Origin of the sequence: Micromonospora arida (assembly GCF_003857035.1) — a bacterium.
Classification (GTDB): domain Bacteria; phylum Actinomycetota; class Actinomycetes; order Mycobacteriales; family Micromonosporaceae; genus Micromonospora; species Micromonospora arida.
In genome coordinates this window covers 1-18299 of the sequence record NZ_QGSY01000077.1, presented here as the reverse complement: position 1 = coordinate 18299, position 18299 = coordinate 1, and the positions used below count along the sequence as shown (strand labels likewise).

Genomic DNA, 18299 nt, shown 5'->3' with positions numbered 1-18299 from the left:
CGGTAGGCCGCCACGGACCCGGCAGGCGGACGGAAGGAGGATGACGTGCGGCGAAGCATCATGACTCTGCTGCCCCTGCTGCTGGCCGGCGCGACCGGCTGCGGCACCGTCGGCGCCGCCCAGGAGGCGGTCGATCCGACGACCGTCCGGGTCCTGGTTCGCGACATCAACATCCGGGCCGCGGGCGTGGACTGCGCCGGCACCGGTCCGTACCAGCACTTCCACAACCGGGCGCCGTTCCGCGTGCTCGACCCGGACGGAGCGGCGCTGGCCAGCGGGCAGCTGCCGGCGGGGACTGCGGTGGCCGCCTTCGCCGAGGATCTGGGGGTCGAGCGCCTGCCCACCTACTGCGAGTTCGCCGTCGGAGTGCGCGTGCCGCAGCGGACCTCCTATCGGCTGGAGGTGGACGGCCGCCCGGCGCTCGACCTGACGCCGGACAGCAGCGAGGGTCCGGCGCTGGTGGCGGTGGTCCCGTCATGAGGCGGGTACTTCTGCCGCTGTTGCTGGCGCCGGCGCAGGCGAGGGCTCGGGCGTGCTGCATCCGCCCAGCAGCGCCGCCGCCGAGCTGTGGGCGCAGCGTCCCGTCGTACTCACCTTCTTCAGCTCCTGGTGCACCACCTGCGCCAGCAGTCAGGCCGCGCTCAGTGAGCTTGCCCGCAGCTATCGGGACCGGGTGGTCTTCGTCGGCGTGGCCGGCGCGGACCAGGCCGACGAGGTCCAGGACTACCTCCGCGCTCACCGGGTGGAGTACCCGGTCGTCCTGGACGACCAGCAGACGATCTGGCGTTCGTACGCGGTGCGGGAGCCCCCGGCCGTCGTGCTGGTGGCCAAGGGTGGCGCCCTGCTCCGAGGCTGGCCGGGTGGGCTGGATGCCTCGACACTCGACCAGCGGCTGAGGGAGCTGGTGCTGGCCGACCAGCCGTAGTTTCGTCGCGCAGGCACCTCGGTGCGGCCCGCGTCGAACCACACCCGGTGAAGTTCCTACACGTGCAGGTGGTGGCACAGGCCGTCGGCTCGTAGCGTACGCAGCCTCGGACACATCAAGGAGATTGCATGCCTACAGTGGGAACGCGCTGGCGCACAGGCGTGGCCGTACTGTCCGCGACTGTGCTCGCCGCCCTCGGCGCGGCGCCGCAGGCGCTGGCGGCGGACGGTCCGCCGTCGATCGTCGTCCAGGACGGCGTCACCCAGCCGGTGTTCGGCTACGCCGACGCCATCCGGGAACGCCTGTTCATCGACTCCACCTTCGACAGCGACAACGACGGTCTGCGCGACATCATCGCGTTCGACCTGATGCGGCCGGCGGCCACCGCGCAGGGGCTCAAGGCCCCCGTGGTGATGGACGCCAGCCCCTACTACTCGACGGTCTGCCGAGGCAACGAGTCCGAATGCAAGGCGGACCTCGACGGCGACGGGCTGCTCGACAAGTGGCCGCTGTTCTACGACAACTACTTCGTGCCGCGCGGCTACGCGGTCATCCTGCTGGACATGGTCGGTACCAACAACTCCACCGGCTGCCCGACCACCAACGCCAACCAGGACAACCTGAGCGCCAAGCAGGCCATCAACTGGCTCAACGGCCGGGCCACCGCCCGCAACGCCGCCGGTGAGGTCGTCAAGGCGGACTGGCACAACGGCAAGACGGGGATGATCGGGAAGTCGTACGACGGCTCGCTGGCCATGGCCACGGCGGTAACCGGCGTGAAGGGCCTGACCACGGTCGTGCCCATCAGCGGACCGACCGAGTACTACGACTACGTGCGCAGCAACGGCGTGGTCACCCGTGGCAACAGCTACGTGGCGTCGCTGGCCAACACCGTCACCAACCCCGAGCGCCGGGAGTACTGCAAGCCGGTGCGCGACGCGATAGGCGCCGCCGACGGCGACGAACACGGCGACTACACGGCCTTCTGGAACGAGCGCAGCTACGTCAAGAAGGTCCCCAACGTCACCGCCAGCGTGCTGCTCTACCACGGCCTCAACGACGACAACGTCCGACCGGACCACTTCAGCAAGTTCTGGTACGCCCTGGCGGAGAACAACGTGCCGCGCAAGCTGTGGCTGTCGCAGGAGGGTCACGTCGACCCGTTCGACTCGCGCCGCGCGGTGTGGGTGTCGACGCTGCACCGGTGGTTCGACTTCTGGCTGCAGAACGTCGCCAACGGCATCATGGACGAGCCGCGGGTGGACCTGGAGCGGTCCGCCGACGTGTGGGAGACCCACGCCGACTGGCCGATCCCCGGCAAGGCGGACACGGAGGTGTTCCTGCAGCCCGGCACCACCGGCGCGGGCGGTCTCGGGCTGGTGCCCACCGCGAAGCCGGCGACCGGCGCGTTCCAGGACAGCCGCACGCAGAGCCAGAACACCATGATCCTCAACCCGGACGTGGTGCAGCCCAACCGGCTGGCCTTCCTCTCCGCGCCACTCTCCGCGCCGCTGCACATCTCCGGCACACCCACAGTGCAACTGCGAGCCTCTGCCGACCAGACCGACACCAACCTCGGGGCGATCCTGGTCGACTACGGCACCGACGAGCGGGTCGCGCACCGGGCCTCCGGCGAGGGGATCATCACCCTGACCACGGAGGACTGCTGGGGTCAGAGCAGCCCGACCGACGACGGTTGCTACAAGCAGACCACGAAGCGGGTGGCCACGGCCGACTACGAGCTGGTCACCAAGGGCATCATGGACGCCCAGAACCGGCAGTCGATCCGCGTCGCCGTGCCCCTGGTGCAGGGGGAGTCGTACAACTTCAGCTTCCCGCTGCTGCCGGAGGACTACGTCTTCAAGCCCGGCCACCGGATCGGCGTGATCATCGTGGCCAGCTACCCGCAGTACTCCAGCCAGGCGGACACCACCGCCGCGAATCTGCAGGTCGCGCTGAAGAGCAGCAACATCGTCCTACCCGTGGTCGGCGGTACCGCCGCCGCGCACGCCGCCGGCCTCTGACCGGCTGACCGGCGGGCCGCCACGCGCGGCTCGTCACCGGGACGGCCCGGCGATCAACCCTCCGGCGAGGGCCGACGATCGCCGGGCCGTCTCGCTGCCCGCACCTGGCTGCTGCGCGGTGCAGACTCGACGAGTACTGGTAAGCGGCCGCCTGGGAGACCCCGTACGCTGGCTTGGTGATCGACTTCCGCGCGGCAGTTGAAGCACGCGATCCCGATGCCATCACGGCGGCCCTTGCCGACGATGTGGTCTTCCGCAGCCCGGTGGCGTTCAAGCCTTACCCGGGAAAGGCCATCACCGCAGCGATCCTGCGCGGCGTGCTGCGGGTCTTCGAGGACTTCCGGTATGTCCGTGAGCTGAGCGGCGACGGGGGTCGCGATCACGCGCTGGTGTTCGAGGCGAAGATTGGCGACGTCGCCATCGAAGGTTGCGACTTCCTGCACCTGGACGAAACCGGCCTGATCGATGAGTTCACGGTCATGGTTCGCCCACTGTCCGCCGCGCAGACTCTGGCCGCCGCGATGGCCGCCCAGTTCGAGCAGATCCAGCGTGAGGCGACCGCCGGTTAGCTCGGCCGCAGCCGGTCGCTCGTTGCACGCCTCCGTCTGGTCCACACTCCCCAGGTCGATGATCTAGCACGAGCGCCGGGCCACGACCGCGCCGGCAGCAGCGGAAGTGCCACCGCCGGCGCGGCCCGACGTCAGAGCCGGGAGGTGAAGGTGGCCAGGAAGCGGTGCGGGGTGACGACGCCGGCGTTGTCGAAGCAGATGACGTCGACGTCGGCGTTCGTGGTGTACGTCCAGGGCTGGGTGAGGTGGCAGTAGTTGCTACCGGCGCCCTGCGCCACCACCTGGGCGTGTGTCTCCTTGATGCCGACCTGCGGGAAGGTCGCCAGATAGCGGCCGGAGGGCGCCAGCGGCGCCACGGTGTTCGCGCCGACGCCGAGCACCGAGTTGTCGTTGGTCGGCCCGCCGACAGCGGTACCCAGGTAGCCGAAGTACGAGGGCGGGCCGAGGGAGCCGATCACCGGCCGCCGACGGTGGTACGAGAGGACGAAGTCGGTGTTGATGAACGCGCCTGCCTGGTCGTAGCAGAAGACGTACACCTGCACGCCGGTGCCGACCGCGCTCCAGGAGTAGACCTTGCAGCGGCGGGGACCGGCGTTCGGCTGCACGGCGGTGACCTGCACGTTGCCGGCGAGCAGATCGGCCAGTCCCACCCCGGGCAGCCGCACCAGGTACTGCCCGACGCCCAGCGGCCCGACCGTGTTCACGCCGCCGGTGGAGTTGTACGACTGCGCCACCAGGCCGCTGCTCCACTGCACGTACGCGTGGGAGGTGCCGGCCGGCAGCACGCCCGAGCTGGTCGTCCAGAGCACTGTGAACGGAGTGTCGTCGCGCGTGCCGCCCGGTTTGTGGCACTGCACGTCGACGATCTCGTCGGTGCCGGACTGAAACCAGCGGACCACCTCGCAGTAGTGACCGGTCCGGTTCACCGGGGTCACGTGCGGCACGCCGCGTGAGCTGGCACCGATCTGCGGGAAGCGGACCTGGAACCGGCCGGGTGCGAGCTTGATGCCGTCGGCCCAGGCGGCCGGGAAGGCGGTCTTCCAGCTGCCCCACTGCCGGCTGGTGTCCAGCACGGTCCAGACCGGCACTGTGGGGTCCTTGACGTACGCGAAGCCCCAGCGGTCGGCGGTGGCCGCCGCAGCCGGCGTCGGCGGCGCGAGTGCGCCGGCGGCCAGGACGGCGGCCAGTGCCGTGGTGACGAACGATCGGAGACGCATCTGTTCCTCCAGTCGACGGGAACATGTCGGAGAGGAGTGTGCGCGTAGTGACGTGATGGTCACAGTCGGCTACATCGCGCTCTGGTGTCGGCTGTCCGCCACTCGTGGCCCAACTTCTGAGCAGTGCAACCGAGACCTCAGGCAGCCCCGGGATCGGTGCCCCGGACGGCGGATCCGGTGAGCGACGCGGAGCAGCCGGCGCCTGACCGCCTGCTCGGCGGAGGTGGTCGGCCAGCTGGCGCACCGCGTCAGTGAACGCCTCCTCGGATTCGCAGGGCCGGTGTCCTTTGATCGGCGGCGGGAAGATGTCGCCGGTCGGAGGTGTGACGCCGTAAGGGTCGCGAAGCCGACGGTCCACCGTCGCCTCCCGGTCGCACGCCGCGATGAGAGCGGCGATCAGATAGCTGCCGACACCGATGCTGAAGTTGACGAAGCTGACCGGCAACCCGACGTAGCGCTGGACCAACTCGCCGGGAGGCGTCGGCAGCAGGCCGAGCGCGACCGCTGCTATGCCGATCCCGGCGAGGCAGGCGTAGAGCACCGCAAGGCGTGTACGAGGCTCACACCGACCCGCTCGGGTGATCCGACGGCGCCCGTGTGGCGCAACGGGCGTACTCCGCGAAGGCAGGTGCAACCCCGTGCTCGTAGCGCGACGCTTCGTGCCTGTTACCGGGGGTGGACCGACCCGACGGAGGAATGGGATCGCGACGCCTACCAAGCGGTGGGTGGTCCGCTGGCATTCTTCGTGTATCGACTCGACGGCCGGCCCGGCGTGGTACCAATACCCAGATAGGCGAAGCCGGCAGGAATGGGCGGCCCATGTCGACAAGGGCAGCAGCGCTGCTTCGGAAACCCGGGCAACCGCAGCGACCGAGCCTTCTGGAACTCTTCTTCGACCTGGTCTTCATCTTTGCCCTCAATCGGGTCTCGCAGCGGCTGGTCGAGGAGCTTACCGAGCAGCGAGTCGTCCTCGTCGAGGCTGGCGATACGCTGCTGTTGCTGCTGGCCTTCATGGTGCTGTGGTTCGTCACGGCGTGGGTTACCGACCTCTACGATCCACAGCGGCCCCAGCTTCAGGTGCTGGTCTACACGGCCATGCTCGGCGCGCTGGTGATGGCAGTCGCGGTGCCGCACGCGTTCGGTGACAGAGGTCTGGCCTTCGCTGGTGCGTACGTCGCCGTCCACATCATCCGTGGGCTGGTCATCGTGCCGACGCTGCGCGGCCACGAAGCTCAGCGCCGAGCGGCTGGAGTGTTCTTCTGGTTCACGTTGTCGGCCGTGCCGTGGATCGCCGGCGCGATCGCGACGGATCTGGCCCGCAGCCTGTTGTGGACGCTCGCGATCGCCATCGACGGCGCGGCACTGCTGCTGTTCTATCCCGCGCCGTGGTCCCGCCCCACCCAACGGCAATGGCCCGTCCTGGCCGAATACCTGTCTGAGCGCTACCGACAATTCTTCATCATCGCCCTCGGCGAACTTATTCTGACGACCGGGTCGGCCTACAGCGACACCTCGTTCCGACAAGGAGGAGCCGCGGCAGCCTTCGCGGTTTCATTCATCACGACTGTGCTGCTGTTTCGCGTCTACGTTTTCAGGGCGGGCCAACTGTTGCCCGAAGCCATCAGAGCCGCCGCTGAGCCCGCGCACCTCATCCGGGAGGCTTTCCTCGCGCACGTACTCATGGTGGCCGGGATCGTCGCTGTTGCCGTCGGATATGAAATTGTGATCGAACATCCGTTCGGGCACACCAACGCGGCGTGGATCCTCGTTGTCCTCGGCGGACCGATGCTCTTCCTGATCGGACGAGCCCTGGTGGAACATGCCGTATTCGCCCGGGTGTCCCACTCCCGGATCGTCGGCGCGCTGGCGCTTGCCGGCGTCTCGCCGTTCATGATCCTTCTGCCGCCGCTGGCCGTGGCCGTCACCGCCGTCGTCGTCCTCGCCGGCATCGCGGCTTCCGACGCCGTCCACGCTAGAGGGAAACCGCCCGAACGGCCGCACCCGGCCAACTCCAGGCCGTGAGCGGCGGACGCGCCCTAGCTTCGCGGCAGCACGGTGATGGCCGCGACGGCGCTGTTGACGACGGTGGCCGTCACGGTGCGGGTCACGGCCGCCGCCGCGGCGTCGGCGCCCCAGTCGCCCCGCTCGAGTTCCTTGGCTCGGCTGATCACCGGTGACGTCCAGGGGATCTCGCGGTGGAACTGCGGGAGCGTCCCGCTCGCCGAGAGCAGCGCCGCCAGCGCGGCAACACGGGCCTGCGGCTCCGCGCCGTCCACGAGGACCCGTCGAACGTCGGCGAGCAGGCGGGCCCGTCGTTCGGTTCTGCCGTCGCGCAGGGCCGTCGTCCGGAACAGGCCGAGCACCTTACGGGGCTCCTGGTCGATGTCGCCTCGCGCGATGAGCCGCTCCAACACCGGCTTGCGCAGGGCGGGACCGATCGCGGCCAGGGCCGTCTGCACCCCCCTCGGTTTCTCGGCGAGGTAGTCCCACGCCGGGCGCAGGAGACCGTCCGATGGTGGGTGACCCGCAACGCTGCTGACCCGCCCTCGGCCCTCGGTGGTCAGGTGACCGCCGAGGGCGAGGTCCGCGAGAACCGCCCCGCCGAGGACGTAGAAGAGGGTGTTCTCTCCCGCGATGGTCCCGGACCTGGGTTGGAACAGGAGCAGCAGGAGATCTTCCACCAGGGTCGGCGCGTCCAACCGGGCTTCGGTGGTCATCGGCGGGGCTCCCAGCGGAAGAGTCGGGTGGCCAGAGCGACGGCGACGACGACCCAGCCGAGCGTGGGCGCGAGCAGGAGCAGGGAGTCGGTCACGGCGACGCCGCCGTTCCAGGCGTTCATGGTCAGTTCAGTGGCCGCGCCACCGGGCAGCAGCCGCTTGAGCGCGGCGAGATTCTCGGTGCCGGTGATGCCTACCCAACTGGCCACGGAGATCACGCCGAGGGAGACGGGAAGGGTGGTGACCTGGGCGTGTTCGGGTGAGTTCGTCAGCCCGGCGGTGGCCAGCGCCAGGGCGATCATCATGGCCAGGGTGGCGGTGGTCGCGACCACGAGCAGGGCGATGTTCGCCGGTGCGCTGGCGACCACGGCGAGGGCGGTCAGGATCGCGGTCACCTGCACGCCGGCGAGGACGACGACGGGTAGTAGTAGGCCGGCGAGGATGGTGGTGTCGGTTGCGGCGGTGGAGCGCAGGCGTTTGAGGAAGAGGTTCTGGCGTCGGGAGGCGAGGGTGGTGACGGCGGTGGTGTAGAGGCCGAAGGCGGTGATCGTGAACAGGATGATCGCGGCGATGTAGCCGAGGCTGCCGAGGCCGGCGAAGGTGTCGTGTTGGCGGACGAAGTAGGCGCTGACGACGACGGGGATGATGAGGCTGGTGATCAGCACTAGTCGGTTGCGGAAGATCTGGATCAGTTCGCTGGAGGCGATGGACAACACGGTGGCGCTCCTGTCGAGATGGCGGGTCAGTTGTTGATGGCGCGGAAGACGTCGTCGAGGCGGGTTGGCCCGGCCGCCAGGTCCCGCAGGTCCATGGCGTGGTCCTGTGCCCAGCCGAGTAGGAGGTGCAGGTCCTTCTGCAGCTCGAAGGTCTCGATTACGACCTTTCCGTCCACGTCGACGGCGGCCTGCAGCGGCAGCGCCGGTGCCGGTGCCGGTGCGGGGATGGTGAAGCGGATGACGGCGGGCAGGGTGCGGGTCAGTTCGGTAACGGTGCCTTCGCGGTGCAGGGTGCCCTGGTGCATCAGTCCGATGCGGTCGGCGCGTTGTTGTGCTTCTTCCAGGTAGTGGGTGGTGAGCACGATGGTGGCGCCGTTTTCGCGGAGTCGGTCGACGCTCGTCCAGACGGCGTCGCGGGACTGGATGTCCAGGCCGGTGGTTGGTTCGTCGAGGAAGATCAGTTCTGGGGTGCCGTAGACGGCGGTGGCGAAGTCGAGTCGGCGTTTTTCCCCGCCGGAGAGCTGCGCCACTTTGCGGCGGGCTCGGCTGCTGAGGTCGACGAGGTCGAGTACCCGGTCGACGTCGTCGGTGCGTCCGGTGAGTCGGCCGATCAGGCCGACGGACTCACGGACGGTGAGGTCCGGGGAGAATCCGCTCTCCTGGAGCATGACACCCATTCGGGGACGTACCGCTCGGCGGTTGTCGGGGCTGTGCCCGAAGACGCGTACGGCGCCCGAGGTTGGCCTCCGGTGTCCCTCGACAACCTCCAGGGTCGAGGTCTTTCCGGCTCCGTTGGTGCCCAGCAGTGCGTAGAGCTCTCCGGGCCGTACCTCGAAGGAGAGGTCCTTGACGGCGTGGAAGTCGCCGTAGGTGAGGTTCAGCTGTTCGACTTCGATCACGGGTGTGGTGGACATGCACCTATGACAGCGCGGGCGCGGCCGACCCGTCAGTGGCACCACGTCATCACCGCATGTGACGTGGTGTCACTGGTCGGCGCCCCTGGCTGCCGGATACTGGGGTGGTGACCGGGAGATCGCCGCGCTTCACCGAGTCGACGCAGGGAAGGCTGCGCCGGCTCAACCTGGCCACGTCACTGCCGCCGGTGGTGTTCGCCGCGGTGGTCCTGCTCTACACCGATGCGCGTACCTGGTGGCACGTCGTCGTGCTGGCGCCAGGGGCCGTGGCGGCCGTGGTGGCCTTCGAACGGTGGACGGCCAACGACCTCGCCCGGGTCGCGCTGCCCTGCCTGGTCGTAGCGGCAGCGGTCTGGCCGCTCGGAGTCCTGGTGACCGGCAGCCCCAACGCCTACTGGGGTTTCTGCGCCGTAGGTTCGCTTGCCCTGCGCGAGGTGCGACGACGCCGGAAGCTGGTGATGGCCGGGCTGTTCACCTACGTCGCCGCCGTCGGCGCGGCGCGGCTGCTGGTGCAGCGAGACGACATCGGTCACGTCCTGGTCACCTACGTTCTCATCCCGACCGCCCTCACCGTCGTCGTGACGGCCTTCACCGTGGTGGGCGAGCGGTTCTACGACCTCATCCGGGAGCTCGAACAGACCCGGGAACGCGAGGCGGAGCTGGCCGTGGTCCGGGAGCGCGTACGGTTCGCCAGCGACCTGCACGACATCCAGGGCCACACCCTGCACGTGGTCAAGCTGAAGATCGCCCTGGCCCAACGACTGCTGCTCCGCGACGCCGCTCGGGCGGAAAGAGAGCTGCGGGAGACGTACACGCTGGTCAGCGACACCATCGCGCAAACCAAGGAACTCGCCTACGCCCAACGGCGGCTCAACCTCACCGCCGAGATGGAGAACGCGAAGAACCTGTTCGAGGCCGCCGGCATCCGGGTCCGGGTGACCCGGGAGGCCGAGGTCGATGCCCGCGCCAGCGAACTGCTCGGGCAGGTGCTGCGGGAGACGACCACGAACATCCTGCGGCACGCGCAGGCCACCCAGGTGCAGATCACGCTCGCCGCGTCGGGCATCACCATCGTCAACGACGGCGTGACCGCCACCACGGCCCCCGAACTCAGGGGACTGGCGGCACTGAGGCAACGGGTGGCGGGCGACGGGGGTGAGCTGACCGTGGAACAGAAGGACGGGCGGTTCCTGACCGCCGCGGTCTTCCCACCCACTCGGGCCGACGCGGCCCCGACGGTCAGCGGGAAGGACGGCCGATGACCACCATCGTGCTCGCCGACGACGAGGCGCTGCTGCGCACAGCCCTGGCCGCGCTGCTGCCGATGGAGGGCGACATCACCGTTCTCGCCGAGGCGCAGGACGGCCGGACGGCAATCGACGCCACCCTGCGGCACCGGCCCGACGTACTGGTCATCGACCTGGAGATGCCGGGCGTGGACGGCCTGGGCGCGGTCGCCGAGATCCGCCGCGAGCGACCGGAGCAGGTGATCCTCATGCTGACCCGGCACGCCCGCCCCGGCGTGCTGCGCAAGGCGCTGAAGCTCGGCGTCCAGGGCTTCGTCAGCAAGTCCGCCGAGCCGGCCCACATCACCTCGGTCATCGCCACCCTGCACTCGGGAAAACGCTGGATCGACCCGGACGTGTCCGTGCTCGCCGTCACCGAGGACTGCCCCCTCACCGACCGTGAAGTCGACGTCCTGCGGGTCACCGGCGAGGGCTACTCGGTCGCCGACATCGCCGCTCGGCTCCACCTCGCTCCGGGCACCGTGCGCAACTACCTCTCCAACGCGATGCGTAAGACCCAGACCCGGACGCGCCACGAAGCGGCCCGCTACGCCCGCGAACACGACTGGCTGTAGACGCGTCCATCGTCGCGGACCGCGAGTTCCGGCTGGTTGGTGGCCTTCGCTGTCGACGCCGGCGCGGGCCGGACGGTGGGGTACCAGGCGAGGCCGGCGCTGCTGGCTACGACAACGCCCTGACCGCGCGCAGCGGCGCTGCTGGTGGGTGCTGGGATCGGTGTTGTGGCGCTGGTCGCGCCCGACGCCCCGGGCTGGACCGCCTTCGGCGTCACCGGTACGACGGTCGGCATGCTGGTGATCGTCGTGCTGAGCACCCCGGTGCAGGCCGTCGGCGAGGAGTTGATGTTCCGAAGTGCCGTGCTGCCCGCCGCCGCGTCCTGGGTGCGTGCGGTTCGCCCGGCCCTGGTCGTCGGGCTCGTCGTCTCCGGCCTGGGCTTCGCCGTGGTCCACGGCTCGGCTGACCCCTGGCTCTTCGGTTACTACACAGTGATCGGCATCAGCACTGGCCTGATGGCCGTCGTCAGCCGCGGCATCGAGGCACCGGTCGCCTTCCACGTCGCCAACAACGTCCTGTTCACGACCGTCAACACGGTGATGGCCGACGGCGAGGCCTTCGCGATCGACCGGTCCACCGACTCCGGTGACGCGTCCCTGCTGATCCTCGGCGCCGTCAACGTCGCCATGGTGGTGCTGGTCTGGCTGCACGAGCGGCGAGCCCGGGCCACACGAGCGGGCTAACCGGCCCGAGCGATCAAATCGTCAGTAGTCGGTGAAGGCGTTCACCCAGGCAGGCAGCTGTTCGGACGGGAGGAAAGCCCGGAGGTCGCCGACTGTCTGGGTCGCCGTGCCCCACACCTCGTACGGGCTCCCCGCGCTGATCGGGGTGCGGTCGTGCAGCAGTCCGTGCAGCAGCTCCAGCGTGATGTCATCCACCCGGCCGTGGAGCCGGGCGGTGTGCATCAACGCGAGCAGGCCCTGCCGGCGGGTCTCCGGATTCCGCGAGCGTAACCCGCGGGCGACCCTGGCCAGGACCGCGTCGGTGTCGGGGTTGTTGTAGACCAGAGCGATCAGTGCCGCCCCGACGTGCTCTTCCCCGCGGTCGAAGGCCGCGTCGATGTCCGTGGGCTCCTGGCAGCGGTTGAGGTTGCTGGCCCGCTCCCAGTCAAGGTCGACGGGCTCGGCGTCGTCGCCCTCCGGTGCACTGTCGCCCGCTGCCGCATAGATCACCGGCCGAGTGTCCGCCAAGGCGGGCAGGACATCCAGCAGGGCGGTCAGCAATCGCCGCCCGACCGCCGGATCGGCGACCGATAGAGCAGTGGTCCGTTCAGCACGCCGGTGGTGCGGGCGGTGACTGGCGGCCGGACGGATGACTCCCTTTGGTCCCTTTTAGAGCGCTGACCGCTGCATTTCCAGTTCGCGCAGAACTGTCGAAGTCTTCGTGAGCTGAACGGCCAGCGGCCCGCCGGTGGAGGCATCCGGCAATTCTGCTGATTTCGCTGACGGAGTTGACGAGGCAATTCGCCAGCGCTATGTTCCCTGACGCTGTACAGGATGTTCCTTGTCGCTATACAGCGCATGGCGTCCATGACAGCCGCGGCAGCACACCTGCACAGCTGGGACCTTCCGGCCTGTCAAGGCTCCGGAAGGTGAACCACCACGACCGAGAGGCAAGCGAATGTCGAACCAGAGCCCCGCGCCGGGTTACGTGCCTGCGCCGCCCCCGCAGAAGAAGAGGATGTCGACGGGGCTGAAGATCTTCCTGATCATCGCTGGCCTGTCGGTCATCCTGTGCGGCGGCGGCTTCGTCGCTTGCAGCGCCCTGGTCGGCAAGGCGGCGAGCGACGTCAGCAAGGATCAGGAGGCCAAGGCCGGGCACGTCGTGCTGAAGACGTGCGAGATCGACTCGGCGGACAGCGACCTCCTGCCGAACGTGAAGTTTGACCTGGAGGTGAACAACTCCAGCGAGAACCAGAACACCTATTTCATCGACGTCTTCGTGTACGACGCCAAGGGCACTCGGGTCGGCAACACCAGCAGCATCGTGTCCGACGTGCGGCCGGGCCAGAAGGCCGTCGAGCAGGGCTCGATCCTGCTGAGCCAGAAGGTCACGGGCAAGATCACTTGCAAGGTCGACAAGGTGTCCTGATACGGCTGCACCGGATCGCGCCGATCACGCTGGCCGGGCTCGCGCTCGGGCGGGCGCGCTCGGCGGCGGTGACGCCAGACAGGCGTTGCGCCGATGTCCACCGACTCGTCTCGGTCCAAGAGCACTGCCGAAGTCCGGGTGTACCACCCGAGGGCAGCAGTTCGAGCAGACGCTCGGCCCAGCGAACGGCCCCCAGCAGGCTGCTGGGGGCCGTTCGGCATTTCTGCTACGCGGTGCCGGGGTGGCCCTCAATGCGCTGAGGCGTCCGGCCGTGCCCCGGTGCGCTGTCCGCCACGAGTCCGTCGAGGACCGGGGTGTTCTCATCTTCAGGCACCTCGATCGGGTCAGCCAGGGGATCCCCGGCCGGGAGGTCGCCGGGCTGAGCCGGCCCCTGCTCCGGCTCACCTCCGCCGATGCCCTCCTGCGGCTGACCGGCCGACCCGTCATCCACCGGCTCGTCCGGCCCGGTGGGCTCGACTACGGGGTCCATCGGCCGGCCCGGCTCGTCGCCAGCCCCATTGCCAGGGGCCTCACCCTCGGGTATGTCGGCACCGGGCGTCTCGTCGCCGGGCGCGCTGCCGGGAACCTGGCCACCGGGCTCACCGTCGGTCGGCGGCTGGTCAACCGGCGCCTCGTCCCCGGTACCGGTCGTCGGCGGTGGAGTTGGTCCGGTGACCGGCGGGGAGGCTGGAGGGGGAGCGGGCATCGGTGGCGGCTCGGCCGGAGTCGCCGGGGGAGGCGGGATCACTCCGGGCACTGGACCTTCCTGGACTGGCGCGAGCACCTCCTCAGCCCCGCCCGGACCCGGCGTGACCTCGACCGGGGTCGTCGTAGGGATCGGCAGCGACTCATCGCCCACGAGAATCCGAGCCGCCGCCTTGCGAATCATCTCGTCCACGTGGGCCATCTCGCGGGCGTTCGACTCCGCCCGGCGTGGTGCGGGAAGCAGCCCCATCTTGAAGGCCACCTCGGAGATGTCCGCCGGCAGGACAACGTCCTCGCTCAGCCGCTCGGCCCACTGCTGTAACCGGTTCCGATCGCTGCCGTACATGAGCCACCGGTCGCCGACGACGAGGTCCGGCAGCAGAGCCTTGTCCGTTGGGCTCGTCTTGATCCACGCCTGCACGCCACCCTCGGAGGCGAAGACCTTGAGGGTGTTGCGGTGCTGCAGACCGGTCTTGGCGTCCCGGTAGGTGAAAATGAAGGTCAAGGAGTTCGGCCCAACCCACGCCTCGGCGTGCATCACCGTGCCGTCCGGAGTGGTGCAGGTAGCCACCAGGTCGGAGTTGTCGGTGCCCTGGCAGTCCCAAGCGGACCCGACCTCCATCCGACTGAACACGGGGTTCTGCCAGGCTTCGGCGGCGGCCACGGGCGTCGACCCCGCGCCTTGGACGAGCGGCACGACGACCACCCCCAGGGCGGCCGCCGCGGCCATGGACGTCAGCTGCATGCCGGCACGGCCGACCCTGCTGGCGGCGTGCCGGCCGCTCTTGGACCGGCGCTCCCGCCGGCTTGGTTTCGGGACGGCGAGGGGAGTCGTGGAGGGCATCGCGGCCTCGATCCAGTGCCCGACGGCGTCGGGATGGACCTGGGGCAGCGCTGTTCGAATGACCTCTGCCATGTCCTCACGGGTCAGGACTGGATCGACGAAAATGACCTGCTCATCGGGCAGGGTCACACATGTCGAGCCGGTCTTCAACCGGACGATCTTCAAGGTGCAACCTCGGGGAGGGGGGATGGGACGGGGCGGTGCCGGCGAACCTTACTTCCTGGACCGCAGGTACGCCTGAACAACGGTTGCCACCGCGTCCAGCTCGTGTGGCTCCAGTTCTTCGATGTTCGCGATGATCATTTGTTTGGTCGGGTCGTCCGGTAGCGCCCGCTCCCAGACGTGGTAGCCGCACGCTGACTGGGCTGCTCGGGTCACTATCGCCAGGTCCAGGTCCAAGCCGCGGGCCAGGCCCTCCAGCGTGCCCGCCTCGGGCATCGCCTTCAGCGGCTTGGTAGCGAGGTTGTAGACCGTCATGTGACTTTTAAGGCCACCGCTCTCGGCGATTGCCCGGTAGCTCGGGTTGCTCAGCTGCCTTCGGCGTTCTTCGATGAGGTTCGCGAGCGCCATGCCGGCGACCGTCTGATCTGGCATCAAGACCTCTTCGCGGGTGGATGGACGATCAGGCTGAGGGTCGGTACCGGCGTTGCGGCACGGGTAGTGAACTGTTCTTCGGGACTGTACAAGATATTCCGAAAGTTTCCACTCTGCGCCCTTATACGGTGCGCTGGCGAGGCCGGTGACGCCGCTGGTGCGGCCGCCGCTCTCAACCCTGATGTCGCTGGAGGCCTCGCCGATCACCGGAGTGAGGCGTACCGTCGTCCGCGCGGGCGATCTCCTGCCGCAACAGCGCTGCCTCGTCGTCGCGGTCGCAGAGCAGCAGCACCGTGAACTCTGGCTGGCCGAACGGGCTGGCCCAGTGATGTACGGCCTGCGACAGGATCCGGAACAGTGTGTGCCGATCCTCGGCACTGCTCGACAGCACCCGGGGCGCGTTCTCGACGACGATGAGATACCCGTCCGCGGGCAACCAGTTCAGATCGCGGAGACAGTCGGACAGCGCGGCCCAGTTCCAGCCGAAGTAGCCCGGAAAGAACAGCGCGTCGGAAAACTCGTAGAAGGCGTGGTCCGCGTCCGTCATCCTCGTCCCGTCAAGCCGGGCGACGACGAACCTGCCCGCTGCCGGTAACACCGCCGCCAGCTCGACCAGGGCACTGCGCGAGCAGACCACGACCTGATCGGTGGAGCCGTTCCACCGGCTGCTCATCCCACGATGACCAGGTTGGCCATGTCGACGACCGGCCGGTAGCCGAGGGCGGCGTAGATCCTGTTCGACGTCGGGTTGGCTTGGTCGGTGAACAGGCAGACCCGCGCGCCCTCGGCCTGGATTCGGCGGGAAACCTCGGCTACCGCGTTGCTGGCCCAACCGCGCCCCCGCTGGGCCGGCGGTGTGTACACCGGGCCCAGGCGGGCCACCCCGAACGACGGTGGGTTGGCACCGGTGAGGTGCACCGGCTCTCCGGTCTCGTCGAGCCAGAACCACAGCCGTCCGGCGTGGATCCGACGCAGCACCTCCGCGTGGTCGGGCGCTTCGTGCGCGCTGGCACCGCGCGGGCGGCCCGCCTGTTCGTCGGCGTCGCCCACGAACGCGGTGAGCCACTCGGTGACCAGTCCCGCGTCGTCCTCGGTCGCGGCCACCAAGCCGCCAGGCACTGGTGGCGGCCACGTCAGCTCGCCGAGCTCGTGCAGCCGTGTGTGCAGGGAGACCTGGACTTCACCCCCGCCGAGCCGGGCCAGCGTGGTGGCGCACAGGTCGACCGCGGGCCGGGCCCCGTTGACCGCGAGGACCTCCTCCCCGCGATCGTGCAACGCGTGGGCCAGCGCAACGGCCGCCTCGTCGGGCATGGGCAGCAGGAATGGCGGATAGGGGGCATACGGCGCCGAGCGCATCCCGGCACCGACCACGGTGCCGGAGTCGTCGCTGACCACCAGCCACCAGTTGCGGTCGGGCTGCGGGATCCCCTCGGCTCGCTGTGACAACAGCCGGTGCGCGATGGTGGTCACGACTGTGCTGACGACCGGATCGGTGCCGAGGTAGTCGCCCGCAGCGGCCAGGAACTCGCCCGGATCGCTGAGGAATCGCAGCCGTATTCCGGTCCTCGGGACAATGCTCATCCGCGTACGCTAGCCACCGCCTACCACATCGACACACGAATTTTGTGCGGCCGAGGACCTGTAAGCGCCGGAACAACCGTGCGGCGGGCCCACGGTTGGTGCCGGCCCGGCGGACCCGGCGCGACGCCGGGTCCGCCCGTTCCAGACGTGCTGGATCTCGCAGTGCCGCTGGTCGATCTGCACACCCTCGAAGAGGTGCTGTGCGGAGTCAGAGGGCGGCGAGCCTGAACTGCTGGTTGGTTTGTCCGTGGCAGTCGTAGAGCTGGATCTGGGCTCCGTTGGCGGTGCTCCAGGCGTCCAGGCATCGTCCGGACTGGACGTTGCTGATGGTGCCGTTGGAGTTGACGTTCCACTGTTGGTTGGTCTGGCTGTGGCAGCTGTAGATCTGCACTGCCGCGCCGTTGGCGGTGCCTGCCGCGTCGAGGCACATGGTGCCGTACACCTGGAGTTGTTTGTTCGAGGTGTAGGTCCATGCCTGGTTGGTCTGCTTGTTGCAGTTGTAGAGCTGGACCCGCGTGCCGTTGGTGGTCGAGGCGTTGGGTACGTCGACGCACCGGCCGGACTGCGTACCGACGATCTCACTGGCGGAGCCGGGTGGGACGGTCGGCGGATCGGTGGGGGTCGGCGTCGAGGGCAGCAACGGGCAGGTGCTGCGGTAGGTGACCACGCCGCTGGAGTCCAGCAGCGGGCAGAGGAACTGGCTGTACCGTGCGTCGTTGTCGATGAACATCTTGACGAACGGCAGCATGGTCCGGACCATCACCGGGTTCGACCGCCCGACCATGAAGCCATGATCCGCGCCGGCGACCTCCAGGTAGACGCTCTCCGTCGTGGCCGGGAGGCTGTTGTACAGGCCGGTGGCGTAGGACGGGGTGACCACCGTGTCCGCCTGCCCGGCGAAGATCATGGTGGGCACCCGGTCGTTGGCCAGGTTCGACGACGGCGAGTACGGCGCGATGCCGACCACTGCCTTCAACGACGAGCGTCGGGTGGCCGCACTCAGCGCCCCACCGCCGCCCATCGAGTGACCGGCGACCGCCAGCCGGTTGGGGTCGACCCGGTCGCGTACGGGGCTCTGCTGTGTGAGGTAGTCCAGTGCGGCGAGCAACTGGGTGCCTCGGGCCGTGTCGAAGTCGTTGCGGCTGTTGGTCTCGATGCCGATCACGACGAAGCCGTGGGAGGCCAACCACGGTCCCATCCAGGCCAGCTCGGCGGAGAACAACGCGGTGTAACCCGGCGAGATCGCGATGGCACCGAAGGTGCCCTGGCTCGTGTCGGTCGGGTAGTAGATCCGGCCGCCGTTGAAGCCGTACCCGGTCGGGACGCTGACCGACGTGTTGGCGAAGGGGCCGTTCACTGCGGTGACGCTGGTCCGGGTGGGGTCCGGGCCGCGTTGGTAGGGGTTGTCGGCGGCCGACGCGGACCCGGTCGTCAGGGTGATGGTCAGCAGGCCGACCGCGGCGGCGATCCCGGCCGCGGCGAGCTTGAACAGCCGGCCACGAAGGCTGGGCGCCACGTGGTCGGCGGGGGTGTTCCCCGCGGG

19 protein-coding genes are annotated in these 18299 nt (G+C 69.0%); 9 read left to right on the top strand and 10 right to left on the bottom strand.

The window, feature by feature from the left end; translation table 11 throughout:
* Positions 1 to 45 precede the first annotated feature (45 nt).
* From DLJ58_RS02215 to DLJ58_RS02200, 4 genes are all read left to right on the top strand, one after another.
* Positions 46 to 480, top strand: a complete 435-nt coding sequence (locus tag DLJ58_RS02215; protein WP_124853618.1) for a hypothetical protein — start codon at positions 46 to 48, stop codon at positions 478 to 480.
* A gap of 52 nt (positions 481 to 532) precedes the next feature.
* The gene (locus DLJ58_RS02210; RefSeq protein ID WP_124853617.1) at positions 533 to 925 is read left to right on the top strand and encodes a TlpA family protein disulfide reductase; all 393 of its coding nucleotides are present in this window, start codon (positions 533 to 535) and stop codon (positions 923 to 925) included.
* A 128-nt stretch (positions 926 to 1053) separates the two neighbouring features.
* Positions 1054 to 2949 (top strand): CocE/NonD family hydrolase, encoded by a 1896-nt coding sequence (locus tag DLJ58_RS02205; RefSeq protein WP_124853616.1) that lies wholly within the window; start codon positions 1054 to 1056, stop codon positions 2947 to 2949.
* Between the two features lie 176 nt (positions 2950 to 3125).
* Positions 3126 to 3518, top strand: a complete 393-nt coding sequence (locus DLJ58_RS02200) for a nuclear transport factor 2 family protein (RefSeq protein ID WP_124853615.1) — start codon at positions 3126 to 3128, stop codon at positions 3516 to 3518.
* Positions 3519 to 3649: 131 nt separating this feature from the next.
* Here DLJ58_RS02200 and DLJ58_RS02195 read toward each other — a convergent pair whose 3' ends face one another.
* The gene (locus DLJ58_RS02195; RefSeq protein WP_124853614.1) at positions 3650 to 4735 is read right to left on the bottom strand and encodes a hypothetical protein; all 1086 of its coding nucleotides are present in this window, start codon (positions 4733 to 4735) and stop codon (positions 3650 to 3652) included.
* Between the two features lie 819 nt (positions 4736 to 5554).
* On the opposite strand from DLJ58_RS02195, the gene DLJ58_RS02190 reads away from it, so the two are divergent.
* Positions 5555 to 6757, top strand: coding sequence for a low temperature requirement protein A (locus DLJ58_RS02190; protein ID WP_124853613.1), 1203 nt, complete (start codon positions 5555 to 5557; stop codon positions 6755 to 6757).
* Positions 6758 to 6771: 14 nt separating this feature from the next.
* Here the strand turns inward: DLJ58_RS02190 and DLJ58_RS02185 are convergent, their stop codons facing one another.
* The 3 genes from DLJ58_RS02185 to DLJ58_RS02175 are packed head-to-tail and all read right to left on the bottom strand — an operon-like array spanning position 6772 to position 9082.
* Positions 6772 to 7452 carry a GOLPH3/VPS74 family protein gene (locus tag DLJ58_RS02185; protein WP_124853612.1) on the bottom strand — a complete coding sequence of 227 codons (681 nt, stop codon included), beginning with the start codon at positions 7450 to 7452 and terminating at the stop codon, positions 6772 to 6774.
* Positions 7449 to 8168 carry an ABC transporter permease gene (locus DLJ58_RS02180; RefSeq protein WP_124853611.1) on the bottom strand — a complete coding sequence of 240 codons (720 nt, stop codon included), beginning with the start codon at positions 8166 to 8168 and terminating at the stop codon, positions 7449 to 7451. The genes DLJ58_RS02185 and DLJ58_RS02180 overlap by 4 nt, the downstream gene beginning before the upstream one ends.
* A gap of 26 nt (positions 8169 to 8194) precedes the next feature.
* Positions 8195 to 9082, bottom strand: a complete 888-nt coding sequence (locus tag DLJ58_RS02175) for an ABC transporter ATP-binding protein (RefSeq protein ID WP_124853610.1) — start codon at positions 9080 to 9082, stop codon at positions 8195 to 8197.
* A 107-nt stretch (positions 9083 to 9189) separates the two neighbouring features.
* On the opposite strand from DLJ58_RS02175, the gene DLJ58_RS02170 reads away from it, so the two are divergent.
* From DLJ58_RS02170 to DLJ58_RS02160, 3 genes are all read left to right on the top strand, one after another.
* Positions 9190 to 10344, top strand: coding sequence for a sensor histidine kinase (locus DLJ58_RS02170; RefSeq protein WP_124853609.1), 1155 nt, complete (start codon positions 9190 to 9192; stop codon positions 10342 to 10344).
* Positions 10341 to 10943, top strand: a complete 603-nt coding sequence (locus DLJ58_RS02165) for a response regulator transcription factor (RefSeq protein WP_124853608.1) — start codon at positions 10341 to 10343, stop codon at positions 10941 to 10943. Before DLJ58_RS02170 ends, DLJ58_RS02165 begins: the two co-directional genes overlap by 4 nt.
* A 165-nt stretch (positions 10944 to 11108) precedes the next feature.
* On the top strand, positions 11109 to 11624 hold the full coding sequence (locus DLJ58_RS02160) for a CPBP family intramembrane glutamic endopeptidase (RefSeq protein ID WP_208740792.1): 516 nt from the start codon (positions 11109 to 11111) through the stop codon (positions 11622 to 11624).
* A gap of 21 nt (positions 11625 to 11645) precedes the next feature.
* Here the strand turns inward: DLJ58_RS02160 and DLJ58_RS02155 are convergent, their stop codons facing one another.
* Positions 11646 to 12113, bottom strand: coding sequence for a hypothetical protein (locus tag DLJ58_RS02155; protein WP_124853607.1), 468 nt, complete (start codon positions 12111 to 12113; stop codon positions 11646 to 11648).
* A 508-nt stretch (positions 12114 to 12621) separates the two neighbouring features.
* Here DLJ58_RS02155 and DLJ58_RS02150 point away from each other — a divergent pair.
* On the top strand, positions 12622 to 13032 hold the full coding sequence (locus tag DLJ58_RS02150) for an FxLYD domain-containing protein (protein WP_124853606.1): 411 nt from the start codon (positions 12622 to 12624) through the stop codon (positions 13030 to 13032).
* Positions 13033 to 13258: 226 nt separating this feature from the next.
* Here DLJ58_RS02150 and DLJ58_RS02145 read toward each other — a convergent pair whose 3' ends face one another.
* The 5 genes from DLJ58_RS02145 to DLJ58_RS02125 all read right to left on the bottom strand — a co-directional run.
* Positions 13259 to 14746 (bottom strand): hypothetical protein, encoded by a 1488-nt coding sequence (locus DLJ58_RS02145; RefSeq protein WP_124853605.1) that lies wholly within the window; start codon positions 14744 to 14746, stop codon positions 13259 to 13261.
* A gap of 48 nt (positions 14747 to 14794) precedes the next feature.
* Entirely contained in the window at positions 14795 to 15382 is a 588-nt protein-coding gene (locus DLJ58_RS02140; protein WP_124853604.1) for a hypothetical protein, read from the bottom strand.
* On the bottom strand, positions 15348 to 15848 hold the full coding sequence (locus tag DLJ58_RS02135; RefSeq protein ID WP_124853603.1) for a barstar family protein: 501 nt from the start codon (positions 15846 to 15848) through the stop codon (positions 15348 to 15350). The genes DLJ58_RS02140 and DLJ58_RS02135 overlap by 35 nt, the downstream gene beginning before the upstream one ends.
* Positions 15845 to 16756 (bottom strand): GNAT family N-acetyltransferase, encoded by a 912-nt coding sequence (locus tag DLJ58_RS02130; RefSeq protein WP_124853602.1) that lies wholly within the window; start codon positions 16754 to 16756, stop codon positions 15845 to 15847. The genes DLJ58_RS02135 and DLJ58_RS02130 overlap by 4 nt, the downstream gene beginning before the upstream one ends.
* A gap of 208 nt (positions 16757 to 16964) precedes the next feature.
* Positions 16965 to 18299 (bottom strand): poly(ethylene terephthalate) hydrolase family protein (locus DLJ58_RS02125; protein WP_341869890.1); only part of this gene is annotated, 1335 nt, incomplete at its 5' end.

Coding starts and splice junctions, on each gene's coding strand:
- DLJ58_RS02205 (WP_124853616.1), top strand. CDS start 1,054: ATGCCTACAGTGGGAACGCGCTGGCGCACAGGCGTGGCCGTACTGTCC.
- DLJ58_RS02195 (WP_124853614.1), bottom strand. CDS start 4,735: ATGCGTCTCCGATCGTTCGTCACCACGGCACTGGCCGCCGTCCTGGCC.
- DLJ58_RS02190 (WP_124853613.1), top strand. CDS start 5,555: ATGTCGACAAGGGCAGCAGCGCTGCTTCGGAAACCCGGGCAACCGCAG.
- DLJ58_RS02185 (WP_124853612.1), bottom strand. CDS start 7,452: ATGACCACCGAAGCCCGGTTGGACGCGCCGACCCTGGTGGAAGATCTC.
- DLJ58_RS02175 (WP_124853610.1), bottom strand. CDS start 9,082: ATGTCCACCACACCCGTGATCGAAGTCGAACAGCTGAACCTCACCTAC.
- DLJ58_RS02165 (WP_124853608.1), top strand. CDS start 10,341: ATGACCACCATCGTGCTCGCCGACGACGAGGCGCTGCTGCGCACAGCC.
- DLJ58_RS02150 (WP_124853606.1), top strand. CDS start 12,622: ATGTCGACGGGGCTGAAGATCTTCCTGATCATCGCTGGCCTGTCGGTC.
- DLJ58_RS02135 (WP_124853603.1), bottom strand. CDS start 15,848: ATGAGCAGCCGGTGGAACGGCTCCACCGATCAGGTCGTGGTCTGCTCG.
- DLJ58_RS02130 (WP_124853602.1), bottom strand. CDS start 16,756: ATGAGCATTGTCCCGAGGACCGGAATACGGCTGCGATTCCTCAGCGAT.